General features: G+C 63.9%; 9 protein-coding genes and 1 pseudogene. 5 read left to right on the top strand and 5 right to left on the bottom strand.

The window, feature by feature from the left end:
* The first annotated feature begins 295 nt into the window (after positions 1 to 295).
* Genes NO932_RS13260 through cysG form a run of 5 tightly spaced genes read left to right on the top strand, consistent with a single transcriptional unit; the run spans position 296 to position 8,497 of the window.
* A complete protein-coding gene (locus NO932_RS13260; protein WP_309207773.1) occupies positions 296 to 1,531 on the top strand; it encodes a nitrate/nitrite transporter in 1,236 nt (411 codons plus the stop codon).
* Between the two features lie 11 nt (positions 1,532 to 1,542).
* A complete protein-coding gene (nirB, locus tag NO932_RS13255; RefSeq protein WP_309207771.1) occupies positions 1,543 to 3,990 on the top strand; it encodes a nitrite reductase large subunit NirB in 2,448 nt (815 codons plus the stop codon).
* Positions 3,991 to 3,995: 5 nt separating this feature from the next.
* Positions 3,996 to 4,331 carry a nitrite reductase small subunit NirD gene (nirD, locus tag NO932_RS13250; RefSeq protein ID WP_309207769.1) on the top strand — a complete coding sequence of 112 codons (336 nt, stop codon included), beginning with the start codon at positions 3,996 to 3,998 and terminating at the stop codon, positions 4,329 to 4,331.
* A 1-nt stretch (position 4,332) separates the two neighbouring features.
* The gene (locus tag NO932_RS13245; protein WP_309207768.1) at positions 4,333 to 6,966 is read left to right on the top strand and encodes a molybdopterin-dependent oxidoreductase; all 2,634 of its coding nucleotides are present in this window, start codon (positions 4,333 to 4,335) and stop codon (positions 6,964 to 6,966) included.
* The gene (gene cysG / locus NO932_RS13240; RefSeq protein WP_375142749.1) at positions 6,938 to 8,497 is read left to right on the top strand and encodes a siroheme synthase CysG; all 1,560 of its coding nucleotides are present in this window, start codon (positions 6,938 to 6,940) and stop codon (positions 8,495 to 8,497) included. The genes NO932_RS13245 and cysG overlap by 29 nt, the downstream gene beginning before the upstream one ends.
* On the opposite strand, the pseudogene NO932_RS13235 reads toward cysG, so the two are convergent.
* The 5 genes and pseudogenes from NO932_RS13235 to NO932_RS13215 form a co-directional block, all read right to left on the bottom strand.
* Positions 8,455 to 8,709, bottom strand: a pseudogene (locus NO932_RS13235) (DUF1850 domain-containing protein); the annotation flags it as partial. The gene cysG and the pseudogene NO932_RS13235 sit on opposite strands and share 43 nt — an antisense overlap.
* Positions 8,706 to 10,817 (bottom strand): TRAP transporter permease, encoded by a 2,112-nt coding sequence (locus NO932_RS13230; RefSeq protein WP_309207767.1) that lies wholly within the window; start codon positions 10,815 to 10,817, stop codon positions 8,706 to 8,708. The gene NO932_RS13230 and the pseudogene NO932_RS13235, both read right to left, overlap by 4 nt.
* 69 nt (positions 10,818 to 10,886) lie before the next feature.
* A complete protein-coding gene (locus NO932_RS13225) occupies positions 10,887 to 11,846 on the bottom strand; it encodes a TAXI family TRAP transporter solute-binding subunit (RefSeq protein ID WP_309207766.1) in 960 nt (319 codons plus the stop codon).
* A 144-nt stretch (positions 11,847 to 11,990) separates the two neighbouring features.
* Positions 11,991 to 13,328: a sigma-54 dependent transcriptional regulator gene (locus tag NO932_RS13220; protein WP_309207765.1), complete on the bottom strand. Its 1,338-nt coding sequence runs from the start codon at positions 13,326 to 13,328 to the stop codon at positions 11,991 to 11,993.
* Entirely contained in the window at positions 13,325 to 15,082 is a 1,758-nt protein-coding gene (locus tag NO932_RS13215; RefSeq protein ID WP_309207764.1) for an ATP-binding protein, read from the bottom strand. Before NO932_RS13215 ends, NO932_RS13220 begins: the two co-directional genes overlap by 4 nt.
* Positions 15,083 to 15,166: the final 84 nt, after the last annotated feature.

Here is a 15,166-nt window from a genome sequence, read left to right as displayed (position 1 = left end):
TCGGCTTTGACCGTCGTCGTCGCGGCGCGGCTTCAGGTCCGGCAGAGTGGTTTCCCACTAAGGTATTGGAATTGCTCGATCCAGGAGCGAGTGGGGCAACTGGCACGGTTCGTGCAAGACTGAAATCGAAGCGCCTTTAGCGCTGTGAAATAGGTGTCCAATGGCGGGCGCCGCAATTTGGCAACGTCGCCAACCTTTCGAGGCAACCGCCCCTGCGGGGCGGCATGGTCTTGGCTGGTTGGCGGCGTTTTTGTTTTGGCACGAACCGGACCCTCACATCCGAATGGAGAGCGAGATGACCTCACCGATGCCCGATACGGGGACTGCTCCCAACGCCGGCCGCGCGCTGTCGCTGTCGACGATCGCCTTTACCGTCTGCTTTGCCGTGTGGACGATCTTTTCCATCATCGGGGTGCAGATCAAAGACCAGTTGGGGCTCACCGAGGCCCAGTTCGGTCTTTTGGTCGGCACGCCGGTTCTAACCGGTTCGCTGATCCGGCTCCTGCTTGGCATCTGGACGGACCGGTTCGGCGGGCGACTGGTCTATACGCTCACAATGCTGGCATCCGCCGCTGCGACTGCGCTGCTGGCGTTCGCGCAAACCTATGAGCAGATGCTGGTCGCCGCGCTGGGCGTGGGCATCGCCGGCGGTTCGTTCGCGGTTGGGGTGGCCTATGTCTCCCGCTTCTATCCGGCGGGCAAGCAGGGCACCGCGCTGGGGATCTTCGGGGTCGGCAATGTCGGGGCGGCAGTGACCAAATTCGCGGCACCCTTCGTGATGGTGGCGCTGGGCTGGCAGGCCGTCGCGTTGGTGTGGGCGGCGGTGCTGGCCATCATGGCGGTGGTGTTCTGGTTCAGCACCGAAGACGATCCCGTGATCGCGGAGCGGCGCGCGTCGGGGGGCAAGGGCCGCAGCCTTGCCGAGGAATTCGCGCCGCTCAGGAACCTGCAGGTCTGGCGCTTTTCCCTCTACTATTTCTTCGCCTTCGGCGCCTTTGTCGCGCTTTCGCTGTGGCTGCCGCGCTACCTCATCGAAGTCTATGGCTTCGATATCCAGACCGCCGGGATGATCGCGGCGTTCTACTCCATCCCCGCGTCGATCTTCAGGGCCTATGGCGGGCACCTTTCCGACCGCCACGGCGCGCGCACGGTGATGTATTGGACGCTGATCGTCTCGGCGGCCGCCACCTTCGTTCTGTCCTTCCCGCAACTTGGCGCGGTCGGCTTTATCGCCGTCGCTTTCGTGCTGGGCTTCTTCATGAGCTTGGGCAAGGCCGCCGTCTACAAGCACATTCCGGCCTATTACCCCGGTTCGGTCGGTGCGGTCGGTGGGCTGGTCGGGATGATCGGCGGGCTGGGCGGCTTCGTTCTCCCCATCGCCTTTGGCGTGCTCAACGAGCGCACCGGCATGTGGACGAGCTGCTTCATGCTGCTGTTCGCCATTGTCCTTGTTTCGCTGGTCTGGATGCACCTCTCGGTGCGCAGCATCGACCGCCGTACGGCCCAGGCCGTCCCAATAGCCGCCGAATAAAGAGTATCATCATGACTGAAAGACTCGTCGTCATTGGTGCAGGCATGGCCTCAGGCCGCATGCTCGAGCACCTGTTCGAGGCCGATCCTCAACGCTATCAGGTGACCCTTTTCGGGTCCGAGCCGCGCGGCAACTATAACCGCATCATGCTTTCCCCGGTGCTCGCGGGGGAGAAGACCTATCAGGAGATCGTGACCCACGACGCCGACTGGTACGCGGCCAATGGGGTGGACTGCCGGTTTGGGCAGACGGTGACCCGGATCGACCGAGCTGCAAAGACCGTGCACGCCAATGGTGTGGAAACGCCATATGACAGGCTGGTGATCGCCACCGGCTCGGCGCCCTTCATCATTCCGGTCGCCGGCAAGGATTTGCCGGGAGTGGTTGCCTTCCGCGATCTCGACGATGTGGAAACGATGATTGCCGCGGCGCAAAAGCCCGGCTCACGCGCCGTGGTGATCGGCGGCGGGCTGCTGGGCCTTGAGGCTGCCGCGGCGCTGCGCAATCGCGGCATGGAGGTCGTGGTGCTGCACCTTATGGGGCACCTGATGGAGCGCCAGCTCGATCCGGCGGCTGGCTACCTGCTGCAACGCGAGCTCGAAAGCCGGGGCATCACCATCCACTGCAAGGCGCAGACCAAGGCCATACTGGGCGAGGACCGCGTTGAAGCCGTGCTGCTCGAGGACGGGACGGTCTATGATGCCGATATCGTCGTCATGGCCGTGGGCATCCGCCCTGAAACCCGCATCGCCACCGATGCGGGGCTGCATGTGGAGCGCGGCATTGTCGTCAGCGATCAGATGCTGACCTCGGATCCTGATATTCTCGCGTTCGGCGAATGCGTCGAGCATCAGGGCGTTGTCTATGGCCTTGTCGCTCCGCTCTATGAGATGGCCAAGGTGGCAGCCAGGACGCTCACCGGAACGCAAGCGGCCTTCGCTCCGGTCAAGACGGCCACTCAGCTCAAGGTCACCGGCGTCAATCTCTATTCGGCCGGCGATTTCGCCGATGCCGAGGACCGCGAGGAGATCGTGCTGCGCGACGCGGCTGCCGGTGTCTACAAGCGTGTCGTGCTCAAGGACGACCGTATCGTGGGCGCCGTGCTTTACGGTGAAACCGGCGATGGCGCCTGGTTTTTCGATTTGTTGAAGCGCGGCGAGGACATTACCCCGATGCGCGACACGCTCATTTTCGGCCAGGCCTATCAGGGAGGGGCCGAGCTGGACCCTATGGCGGCCGTTGCAGCCTTGCCGGATGATGCAGAAATCTGCGGCTGCAACGGCGTATGCAAATCGGCGATCACCGGCGCGATCGCGGGCAAGGGGCTCAAGAACCTCGACGATGTGCGGGCGCACACCAAGGCCTCGGCGAGCTGCGGCTCGTGCACGGGGCTGGTGGAAAAGCTGCTCGCCGCGACACTGGGGGATGCCTACAACCCGGCCGCAATCCAGCCGGTCTGCCCCTGCACCGATTTCGGCCATGACGAGGTGCGCCGGCTGATCGTCGCCAAGGAATTGAAGTCCATTCCGGCGGTCATGCAGGAGCTCGAATGGAAGACCTCCTGTGGCTGCGCCAAGTGCCGGCCGGCGCTCAACTACTACCTGCTTTCGACCTGGCCGGGTGAGTACGAGGACGACAACCAGAGCCGCTTTATCAACGAGCGGGTGCACGCAAACATCCAGAAGGACGGCACCTATTCGGTGGTGCCGCGCATGTGGGGCGGGATCACCAATCCTCGCGAATTGCGGGCAATAGCCGATGTGGCCGACAAGTTCGCCATTCCCACCATCAAGGTGACGGGCGGCCAGCGCATCGATCTGTTGGGCGTCAAGAAGGAAGACCTGCCAAGCGTTTGGGCGGACCTTAATGCGGCCGGCATGGTCTCGGGCGCCGCCTATGCCAAAGGGTTGCGCACCGTCAAAACGTGCGTGGGATCGGACTGGTGCCGGTTCGGAACCCAGGATTCGACCGGACTTGGGGTACGGATCGAAAAGTTCATGTGGGGAAGCTGGACGCCGGCCAAGGTCAAGATGGCGGTGTCGGGATGTCCACGGAACTGTGCGGAAGCGACCTGCAAGGATGTGGGCGTGGTTTGCGTCGATTCAGGCTACGAAATCCATTTTGCCGGGGCGGCGGGGCTCGACATCAAGGGCACCGAAGTGCTCTGCCACGCCAGGACCGAGGACGAGGCGCTGGAGATCATCGTGGCGCTGGTTCAGCTCTATCGCGAGCAGGGGCGCTATCTCGAACGCATCTACAAATGGGCCAAGCGGGTAGGGTCGGATTCGATCAGGGCCAATATCGTCGAGGACGTCGAAAAGCGCCGGTATTATTTCGACCGTTTCGTTCATTCCCAGAAGTTCGCGCAAGTCGATCCGTGGGAAGAGCGGGTCAACGGCAAGGACGCCCATGAATTCGCCGCCATGGCTGAATTCGGTTTCCCCCAGGCAGCGGAGTGAGCGCGATGAGCGAGTGGATCAAGATCGGACATCTTTCCGATATTCCCCTCCGCGGCGCGCGGTGCATCAATACGCCTATCGGCCGGATTGCCGTGTTCCGGACCGCCGCCAACGAGGTTTATGCCATCGAGGATCGCTGCCCGCACAAGGGCGGGCCGCTGAGCCAGGGGATCGTGCACGGGGCGCAGGTGACCTGTCCCCTGCACAATTGGGTGTTTTCGCTCGAAACGGGACAGGCGCAGGGCGCCGATGAGGGACAGGTCCGCACCTTTGCGCTCCGGCGCGAAGGGGAGGCCATCCTGATCGACGCCAATATCGCGCTGGCGGTGGCGGCCGAGTGAGATGACCAGGCCCATTCGAACGACCTGTCCTTATTGCGGCGTGGGCTGCGGGGTTCTGGCGACCCCGGACGCCGATGGACGCGTGGCGATCGCAGGCGATCCCGAACACCCGGCCAATTTCGGGCGGTTGTGCTCGAAAGGGTCGGCGCTGGGCGAAACGCTTGGGCTGGAGGGGCGGCAACTCTATCCGATGATAGGGGGTGAGCGCGTCGATTGGCCGGCGGCACTCGATGCCGTCGCCGAAACGTTGAGCGCCACCGTCGCCGAGCATGGGCCGGATGCGGTGGCGCTCTATGGTTCGGGGCAATTGCTGACCGAAGACTATTACGTTGCCAACAAGCTGATGAAAGGTTTCATCGGCACGGCCAATATCGACACCAATTCGCGCCTGTGCATGGCGTCCTCGGTGGCCGGGCACAAGCGGGCTTTCGGGTCCGATACCGTGCCCGGAGCGTATGAAGATCTCGAACTGGCAGATCTTGTCGTGCTTGTCGGTTCCAACCTTGCCTGGTGCCATCCTATCTTGTTCCAACGGCTCAATGCCGCGCGCGAGGCCAATCGCGACATGCGCGTGGTGGTGATCGATCCCCGGCGGACCAATGCCGCCGAGGGTGCCGATTTGCACCTCTCTATCGCGCCGGATGGGGACGTGGCGCTGTTCCTTGGCCTGTTCTCGCACCTTGCCAATGCCGGAGCGTTCGACGCCCGCTATATCGGCGAACACACCATGGGCATTTCGGAAGCCCTGGATGCCGCCGAGGACTGGACGATAGCGCATGTGGCTCAGGCCACAGGGCTTGCAGCTGCCGATGTGGCACTGTTTTTCGACCTTTTCACCCAGACCGAAAAGGTCGTCACGGTCTATTCGCAAGGGGTGAACCAATCGACTTCGGGCACCGACAAGGTCAGCGCCATTCTCAACTGCCACCTCGCGACCGGCCGGATCGGACGGCCGGGCATGGGGCCGTTTTCGGTCACCGGCCAGCCCAATGCCATGGGCGGGCGCGAGGTGGGTGGACTCGCCAACATGCTGGCCGCGCATATGGATTTCGACAAGGCCGGTGATGTCGCTGCCTTTTGGAATGCGCCGCAAATTGCGCGCAAGCCGGGCCTCAAGGCGGTGGAGATGTTCGACGCGATTACGGACGGGCGCATTCGCGCCGTCTGGGTCATGGCGACAAATCCGTTGGTTTCACTTCCCGACGCCGACAGGGCACGCGCGGCGCTCGCCGCGTGCGAGACGGTGATCGTCTCGGACATGTTCGCTTCGACCGATACGGCGCGGCAGGCGGATATTTTCCTGCCGGCGGCGGGGTGGGGCGAGAAGTCGGGAAGCGTCACCAATTCCGAGCGCTGCATCTCGCGCCAGCGGGCCTTTCTGCCGGTGCCGGGGGAGGCGCGTCCGGATTGGTGGATCATCTGCGAAGTGGCCAGGCGCATGGGGTTTGCCGGGTTCGACTACGCCTCCCCGGCTGAAATCTTTGCCGAACATGCCCAATTGTCAGGACTCGGGAACCGTGGGAGCCGGGACTTCGACATCTCGGGCCTCGCCGATGGCGACTATGATGGGCTGCAGCCGGTTCAATGGCCGGTGCCGCGCAGAGGAAAGCGCGGGGGGCGGTTCTTTGCTGCGGGCGGGTTTTATACGCCTGACGGGAAGGCGCGGATCGTGCCGCTCAGCCCGCCACCGGCGAAATCGGCCGTTCCAGGTACGTTGATCCTCAATTCGGGCCGGGTGCGCGATCATTGGCATACCATGACGCGTACCGGTCGCGCGGCACGGCTCTCGGCGCATTTCGCGGAGCCGTTCGCGGAACTGCATCCTGACGATGCGGCGAAGTTCTCGATCCGGCGCACGCAATTGGTGCGGCTCGAGAACGGGCATGGCTCGGCCATTATGCGCGCCCTGGTCAGCGAGCGGCAGCAAAAGGGCAGCGTCTTCGTTCCCATGCACTGGACCGAGGAAACGTCGTCCTCGGGCCGGATCAACGCGCTGGTCGCACCGCGCACCGATCCACAGTCAGGGCAGCCGGGGCTTAAATCGGGGCGGGTCAGCCTCGCGCCGGTCGATGTAGCGCTCTACGGTTTCCTGGTCAGCGGGCGGCGTCCCGATTTTGAGACGGTGGACTATTGGGCGCTGGCTAAGGCCGAAGCGGGTTGGCGGGCCGAGATCGCAGTGTTCTCGCCGCAAACCAATATGATGACGCTCGCCCGCTCGCTGCTGGGTGTTTCCGAGGATGCGCCCGTCATCACAAACATCGATGCTCGGACCGGGCGGTTCAGCGCTGCGCATTTCGTTGGAGATGTGCTCTCCGGCGCTCTCTATCTTGCGCCCGACCCTGTGCTTGCGGCGCGGCAATGGGTGGTGTCGCAACTGGGACAGCGTCATGCCGATGCGCTGACGCGGGGCATGATCCTTTCGGGGCGTCCGGGCGCCGACCGGCCCGACCCCGGTCCGCTGGTCTGCTCGTGTTTCGGGGTGGGTGCCAACCAGATCGCGGAGGTCGTGGCGAGCGGCGAATGCGGCAGTGTCGATGCCGTCGGAGCGGTGCTCAAGGCTGGAACCAATTGCGGCTCGTGTCGCACGGAAATCAGGAGAATTGTCGATGCACATCGTCTCGCGGCAGCCGAGTGAGGCTGAACGCCCGCGCATGGGCGCCCTCGATTGCCTGCCGGTTTTCTTCGATCTCAAAGGCAAGCGCGTGCTGGTCGCCGGCGGAGAGGAACCGGCTGCATGGAAGGCCGAGCTGCTGGCGGCCGCCGGGGCGCAGGTTGAAGTCCATGCCGATCATCCCTGCGCCGACATGCAGGCTCTCGCGACGCGCGGCGCGGTGACGGTTGCAGAGAACCATTGGCGACATGCCCAATGGCAGGGCCTCGCGATGGCGGTCGGCGATTGTGAGGAGGAGGAAGCGGAAGCTTTCGTCGCGATGGCGCGCGAGCACGGCGTTCCGGTCAATGTCATCGACAAGCCCGAACACTGCCAGTTCCAGTTTGGCGCCATCGTCAACCGCTCGCCATTGGTGGTGGGCATCTCCACCAATGGGGCCGCGCCGATCCTGGGGCAGGCTGTGCGGCGGCGGATCGAGACGCTGCTGCCAGAGACGCTGAGCCAATGGGCGAGGCTGGCGCAGAAGCTGCGCGGGCAAGTGCTCGAACGGCTCAAGCCTGGAGCTGAGCGCCGCGCATTGTGGGAGCGATTTGCCGATCTGAGCTTTTCGGGCCAAGCGCCCGCAGGCGATGAACGAGCCTTGCTCGACGACGCTCGTGGGGCTCCGCAAGGCCGCGTGACGCTGGTGGGCGCGGGGCCTGGCGACGCCGAATATCTCACGATCAAGGCCGTCCGCGCCCTGCAATCGGCCGATGTGATCCTGTTCGATGATCTGGTTTCCGACGAGGTTCTGGAACTGGCACGCCGCGAGGCCAAGCGCATTCTGGTCGGCAAGCGCGCACGGCGCGAAAGCTGCCGGCAGGAAGATATCAACGCGTTGATGCTCGAGCTGGCCAGTAAAGGCCGGCATGTGGTTCGGCTCAAATCGGGCGATCCGATGCTGTTCGGGCGCGCCGGTGAAGAGATCGCCGCGCTGGCCGATCATGGGATACCGGTAACGGTGATCCCTGGAATCTCGGCCGCGTTCGCGTTGGCGGCGGAACTGGGCGTTTCGCTCACGCATCGCGATTGCGCGCAGTCGGTGCGTTTCGTAACCGGCCATGCGCGCGATGGGGAGTTGCCGCGCAATCTCGATTGGCGGGCCTTGGCCGACCCCGCGACGACCCATGTCTATTACATGTCGGGACGCACCGCGCCGCAGATTGCGGAAAACCTCATCGCCCATGGGATGGATGAGGACACGCCGGTCGTCGTGGCGACCAATGTCGGCCGGTCTGGCAAGGCCGTCATTCGCTGCACGCTGAGCCAATTGCCTGGCAAGATGGCGCGCCAGGAGTTTTCAGGTCCGGTGCTGACCGGCATCGGCAACGTGTTCGGGCAGGCGAAGGTTCGCTACGGCGTCCTGCACTGGCCGTCGGCCCATAGCTCGACGGTATCGCCCGCCGCAGCTCCAAGTTCCAGGCATTGGCCATCCGCGCATAAGGTCCAGGCTGAAGGCGTGGCGCCCGAGGCGGCAAGCGAGAGGCGTTCCAGAGGAGGCAGGTCTGGCGTATAGCTCCAGCCATCCTCGGAGCGGACAGCATTGTCGGGCAGGCCGATTCCGGCGCCCGAGCCTTGCACAGTCGCTTGCGTGATCGCCAGCTTCCCCTCCCGGACGATCCATTGCTCCTGCCAGAGCGTCCTTTCCACCGAATGGGTCCAGGAGAGACTGAAGGTGGTCGCCGCGAGCGCGATGATCTTTCCGCCCGCGGCGATGCACAGGCTCATGCCGCTTGTGCCCTACTGGCGGCGCGGGCCCGCCAGATCTGGAAGCCGACGAGCACCAGGCCGAGGGCAAAGCCGATCTCGTCGGTGAACGGCAGGGCAAGAATCAGCGTCACGCCAGCGGCGAGGAATAGCAGTCTTTCGACAAGGCCGGTCCTGACAAAGAGGAAACCGATCAGTCCCACACCCGAAAGCCCGATTCCCACGCAGGCCTTGAAGATGATGTAGGCCACTTCCACAGGATACCCGAACGCCTCGGCCATCCAGCCGCCGTCCTGGAGCATCAAGGAAGGTGTATAGACGGCCATGAACGGGATGACGAAGCCGGCCGCGGCGAGTTTGATCGCATTCAGTGAAATCTTGAGGCCGGTGGATTTGGCGATTGGCGCGGCGGCAAAGCAGGCCAGCGCCACGGGCGGCGTAAGGTCCGCCATGATGCCGAAATAGAAAACGAACATATGGCTGACCAAAAGCGGCACGCCCAATTCGAGCAGTGCCGGCCCGGCCAGCGACGAGGTGATGATGTAGTTGGGGATGGTCGGGATGCCCATGCCCAGGACGAGGCAGGTGACCATGGTGAGCACCAGCGAGAGGAACAAATTGTTCTCGCCGATGCCGATGATGGCGCTGATGAATGTTGAAGCGATGCCGGTGAGGGTGAGCGTGCCGATCACCACGCCCACCACGGCGCATGCCACGCCTACGGGAAGGGCGTTACGGGCGCCCTGAGCCAGCGCGTCACGGCAGATGGCGAGCGTTTCGCGTCCACCCTTGAAGAAGGCGCAGGCGGCGATGAGCCCAATGATGACCGCAAAGAGCAGGTTGACTCCGAACCATGTGAAGGAGGCGGCGGCAAGGCCGAGGGCGATCCAGAACACGACGCGGAAGGCGACGGGACCGATCTTGGCGGCAAGGGGGGTGCCCAGGATGAGAACGACGACGAGCGCAAGCCCCATGGTGCCCGCAAAGATCGGGGTGTAGCCGGCGAACAGCAGATAGATCAGCGCCGCCAGGGGGAGAATGAGCGGCCATTGCTCTTTGACCGCTTGCCAGGGGTTCGGAAGCTGGTCCTTGGACATGCCTTTAAGGCCAAGCTTGGCGGCCTCGAGCCGCACCATCCAGAAGCAGACGGCGAAGTAGAGCAGGGCCGGGATGATCGCGGCCTGGACGATGGAGGCGTAAGGCAGGTTGAGGGTCTCGGCCATAATGAAAGCGACCGCCCCCATCACCGGCGGCATGATCTGACCCCCCATCGAGGCGGTGGCCTCCACTCCGCCGGCGAAGGCGGAGCGATAGCCGAAGCGCTTCATAAGCGGAATGGTGAACTGGCCGGAGGCCACGACGTTCGCCACGCCCGAACCGGAAATGGTGCCCATCAGAGCCGAGGAGAGCACGGCCACCTGAGCCGGGCCGCCGCGCGTGCCGCCGACAAGGCCCAGGGCGAAATCGTTGAAGAGCTTGAGCATGCCGGCGCGTTCCAGGAACGCGGCAAAGACCACGAAAATGAAGATGTAGGCCGCCGAAACATAAACCGGTGTGCCGTAGATGCCTTCGGTGCCGAAGCCGAAATGCTCGACGATCAATTCGAAGCTGTAGCCGCGATGGATGAGCGGAGCTGGGAGGTGCTGGCCGAAGAAGCAATAGGCGAGAAAGATTGCCGCGATCACCGCAAGCGGCCAGCCGAGGATTCGGCGTGCGGCTTCGAACACCAGCACGACTGCCGTGGTGCCGACGACCAGATCCATTGTGGTGAGAAAACCGGTACGCCGGATGAGGTCGACATAGAAGACCCAGTTATAGACGCCGGTGAGAAAGCCCGCGACGCCCAGCGCCCAGAAGATGGCCTTGGTCAGCACGGTCTTGGCGATGAGATTGGCGACCAGGCCGAAAGTAAGGAGCAGGAGAAAACCCACGTGCATGGCGCGCACGACCTGGCTCGGCAACGAGCCGTAGGCGGCAGTCCACAGCGTAAAAAGGGCAAAGGCGATGGCGATCCCAAACGCGATTTTGCCGGGAATGCCCGTGCCAAATCCAGGGGGCAGGCCCTCGGCCGCTTCTTCTTCCGATTGGCGGGCAAGGGCGTCGGCCCGGACGTCACCGGTTTGGCTCATTTTCTCTTTCCTCCCAAAAAGAGCGGTGGTGCGACCCGCCCAATGTGGCGGATCGCACGGATGCGGTTGTTACTCGATGATGCCCTGTTCGCGGTAATAGCGTTCCGCGCCCGGATGCAGCGGGATCGGGAGACCTTCGACAGCCGCGTTGATGTCGATCGAGGCGGCGGCGCTGTGAGCCGCCTCCATGCGGTCGAGATTCTCGAACAGTAATTTGGTCATCTGATAGGCGGTTTCCTCGCTCACACCGTCATGGGTGACAAGTATGTTGCCGATGGCGGCGGTGGGGACGTCCTGCATCTGGCCGCGATACGTCCCGGCAGGGATAACGGCGGGGACATAGGGCGCGCCGATCGACTCCACGACTTCGGCGGGAATGGCCACGATGTTGATCTCGTGGGTTGCGGTCAGGTCCTGGATGAAAGCGACGCCGAGACCGGCCGATTGCAGCGTGGAATCGAGCTGGCGGTTTTTAATCAGCTCCGCCGATTCCGCGTAGGGCAGGTATTCGAGACGCCCGAGGTCGTCATAGCTCAGGCCAGCCGCTTCGAAGATGGCGCGGGCGTTGAGTTCGGTGCCCGAAGCCGGAGCGCCCACGGACATGGATCTGCCGGGCAGGTCTTCGAGGCTGACGATGCCCGATTGCGCATCGGCAACGATCTGCACGTAGTTGGGATAGATCGCGCCGATGGCCCGCAAACCTTCGAGCGGGCCGGGGAAGCCGGCTTCCTCGTTGCCTTCCCAGGCGAGCGCGACAGAGTCGCCAAGCGCAAAGGCGATTTCACCGCGGCCCTGGGCCAGCAGGTTGAGGTTTTCGACCGAGGCCTTGGTGGCCTGCACCTGGGTGCGGGCGCCCTCGATGCCGTCGGCATAGATTTCGCTCAGCGCGACGCCGAGCGGATAATATACGCCGGAGGTGCCGCCGGTGAGAACGTTGATGAACTCCTGGCTCTGTGCGGCCATGGGGGCAGCGGCCAGAGCAGTGCTCAGCAGGGCGGTCGCGCCGAGACGCGTGAAAAGTGCATTCATGGAATTCCTCCCAAAGGGTTGTGCGGCCCGCCATCTCCTCGCGGCGCGCCCAAGCCCTATTGTGCAATCGTCATGCCAATCATGAACAGCAGAAAATACGGCCTGTTTCCGGTATGACTTGGCGGATTTCTGCCAGCTTCCCAATTACGCGAGCGGAAATTCGCCAGATTCTGCTATGGCCCGCAGCCGATAGCGGACGATTTTCTCGTTGAGCGTTCGCCGTGGCACTCCCAGGAGCAAGGCGGCGCGGGCGCTCGACCCCTCAGCTTGATCGAGGGCGCGGGCGATGACGCCCGCTTCAAATCGCGCGACCTGCTCGGGCAGGCTGGGCGCGCCTCCCTCTTCCGGTGAAGTGGCGCTGTCGATGCCGATCACCGTGCGCTCGGCAAAGGCCTTCAGCTCGCGGACATTGCCCGGCCAGGGGCGGGATTCGAGTTCAGCCAAGGCCGCCGGAGAGAGCTCGCGCAACGGCAGGCCGAAGCGCTCGGCGGCGCGGCGCGCGAAGACCGAATGGAGCAGCCCGATATCCTCGCGCCGCCCGCGCAGCGGGGGAAGCGCTAGATCGACGGTGGCCAGCCGGAAATAGAGGTCGGAACGGAAACGGCCGGCCTCGCTTTCGGCGCGCAGGTCGGTCTTGGTGGCGGCAATGAAGCGGACATCGATAGGGATCTGGCGGTTGGAGCCCAAGGGTTCGACCACCCGCTCCTGGATGACGCGCAACACCTTGGCCTGCAACGCGAGCGGCATGGATTCGATCTCGTCGAGAAACACCGTGCCGCCCGAGGCGAACACCAGCTTGCCCTCGCGCGCCGCGCCGGCGCCGGTATAGGCGCCCTTCTCATGGCCGAAGAGTTCGCTCTCGAAGATGGTTTCGGGGATGGCAGCGCAGTTGATGGCGACGAAATTGCCCGATCGGCGGCGGCCGAAATCATGCAGCGCGCGGGCGGCGACTTCCTTGCCGGTGCCGGTTTCGCCGGTGATCAGGATATCGACCTCGATATCGGCGAGATGGAGTATGGAGCGGCGGATATGCGCCATGGCGGGCGAGATGCCGATCATGCGCGCTTCGATATCGTCCGGCTGATGTTTAAGGCGTGAAATCTCGCGCTTGAGGCGGCGCTTTTCGACGGCGTTGTCGAGGATCGAAACCAGTTGTTCGGCGTCATAGGGTTTTTCGAGGAAGTGGTATGCGCCGGCGCGCATGGCCTCCACCGCCACGGGCACGTCGCCATGACCGGTGAGCAGGATCACCGGAAGGTCGGGATCGGCCTTTTGCAGGCGCTCGAGAAGTTCGAGGCCGGACAGCTTGGGCATGCGGATATCGCTGACCACGCATTCGCAGCCGTCGGTATCGATTGCCGCAAGCGCGGCGAGAGGATCGGTGTGGGTTTCCACAGCGAAACCGGACACATCGAGCCAATCGGCCGCTGCGGCGCAAAGGTCCGGTTCGTCATCGATGAATACCACGCGGCCCCGGCTCATGAGGTGCGCTCCAGGGGTTGATGTGCCGCAAGGGGCAGGGAGACGGTGGTGAGGGTGCCTCCACCCACGGCAGGGGCGAAGGAAAGCGTTCCGCCGTAATCCTCGAGAATGGCGCGCGAAATGGAGAGGCCGAGGCCCAGGCCTTCGCCGGTCTTCTTGGTGGTGAAGAACGGTTCGGTGATCTTTTCAGCAATCTCCTCGGGAATGCCGGGGCCGGAATCCACGATCTCGACGAGTGCACGATCTGCCCCTGAACAGATGGAAATCGCGACGGTGGAATTGCCCAGGGTTGCCGTCGCGTCTATGGCATTGAGCAGGAGGTTGATCAGTACCTGTTCAATGCGCACGGCATTCACGGCAACCAGCACATGATCCGCTTCGGGTGAGAACCGGATTTCGACCGCTTGCTCCCTTGCCTGTGGGGCGACGATCTCGATGGCAGCGTTGACCGATGCCGCAAGGGAGATCGGATCGGTGGGCAGGGCCTGGGTGCGTGAGGAGAAGCTTTTCAAATGCTTGACCGTCCTTTGCATGCGCCTGAGCAGCGCGCGGCCGGTCTGGATCGAAGACTGGACCTTGGCCGCTCCCTCCTTTTGCGCATGCATGCCGGCGGCTGCAAGGGTGGTGTCGAGGGCCGAAAGCGGCTGGCTCACCTCATGGACGATCGCTGCCGACATCCGGCCCAGCGCGGCGAGCTTGGCGGCATGGATGAGGCTGTCCTGGGTTTCGCGCAGCTCGGCGGTGCGCTCGGCCACCCGGCGCTCGAGTACGGCGTTCTGCTCCAGTTTCCAGCGCGTCAACTGCCGGCGTTGATACGCGTAGAGCCCGATGAGGATACAAAGGAGCGACAGCAGGCCGACAAGCACCGCCACCAGTCGTGCCTCATCGGCCACGGGAGCGGTGGGCTGGGCGGTGAACAATTGCCAGCCTTGCGGCTCGATGCGGATGGTGCTGAGGGCGAGGGAGTGGTTCTCGTCCTCGATGAAAACCTGCTGGCTCGAACCGAACCCCGCTTCGACCAGCGGCGCACGGGCGGCGACGTCGATGGCGTCATATCGCCGTTCCTGGTCGATCAGCTGGCGATCGTGGGCGGCAAGCGGATGCAGCGGACGATATTTCCAATCCACGATACCGGAAAGGAAGACGACGCCGGCGTCGTCGGCAAGGCCGGTCATTTCGCCTGCCCGCGCCCAGGCCTGCTCAAGCGGTGCCATATCGACCTTGACGACGACCACGCCGAGCGGACCTTGCGGTCCGTCGATCCGGGCGGAGAGGAAATAGCCCGGCACGCCGGTGGTCACGCCCACTGCGTAGTACGAGCCCTCGCAATCGGCGAGCGCTTCTCCGAAATAGGGGCGGAAACTGTAATTGTGGCCCACAAAGGAGGTCGGCAGGTTCCAGTTCGAGGATGCGAGCGTCAGCCCGTCCGTATCGATGACATAGGCGACGTCGGCCAGCGAATGGCTGGTCACGGTTTCGAGATAGGCGTTAGCGAGCCGAACCGTTTCGGGGGTGGGCTCGGAGAGCAGTTCGAGTATGCGTTCGTCTTCGCCGAGCACTTCGGGGAGATAGCCGAACCGCTCGATTTCGCTTTCCACCGAGCGCTGCGTCACCGTCAGCCGGTCGCGCAGTTGCCCGCTCAACCGGTCGATGCCGGCGCGGTAGGAGAGGGTATAGGCGAGCGCCGCCAGCGCGCACACCAGCGCGACCGCCGCCAAGGCGACGGCGATCCTGCGCAACGAAAATGCCTTCAAGCCCGACAGCCTCGGTTCTCCTCCACGATCGGCCCGCGATCATGGCGTAACCGATGCGGCGTGACAACGGCGAAGGCGGCTTGC

The sequence above is a fragment of the Pelagibacterium sp. 26DY04 genome (assembly GCF_031202305.1).
Taxonomy (GTDB): domain Bacteria; phylum Pseudomonadota; class Alphaproteobacteria; order Rhizobiales; family Devosiaceae; genus Pelagibacterium.
This window is presented reverse-complemented; position numbering and strand designations above follow the sequence as displayed.

Coding starts and splice junctions, on each gene's coding strand:
- nirD (WP_309207769.1), top strand. CDS start 3,996: ATGAGCGAGTGGATCAAGATCGGACATCTTTCCGATATTCCCCTCCGC.
- NO932_RS13245 (WP_309207768.1), top strand. CDS start 4,333: ATGACCAGGCCCATTCGAACGACCTGTCCTTATTGCGGCGTGGGCTGC.
- cysG (WP_375142749.1), top strand. CDS start 6,938: ATGCACATCGTCTCGCGGCAGCCGAGTGAGGCTGAACGCCCGCGCATG.
- NO932_RS13220 (WP_309207765.1), bottom strand. CDS start 13,328: ATGAGCCGGGGCCGCGTGGTATTCATCGATGACGAACCGGACCTTTGC.
- NO932_RS13230 (WP_309207767.1), bottom strand. CDS start 10,817: ATGAGCCAAACCGGTGACGTCCGGGCCGACGCCCTTGCCCGCCAATCG.
- nirB (WP_309207771.1), top strand. CDS start 1,543: ATGACTGAAAGACTCGTCGTCATTGGTGCAGGCATGGCCTCAGGCCGC.
- NO932_RS13225 (WP_309207766.1), bottom strand. CDS start 11,846: ATGAATGCACTTTTCACGCGTCTCGGCGCGACCGCCCTGCTGAGCACT.
- NO932_RS13260 (WP_309207773.1), top strand. CDS start 296: ATGACCTCACCGATGCCCGATACGGGGACTGCTCCCAACGCCGGCCGC.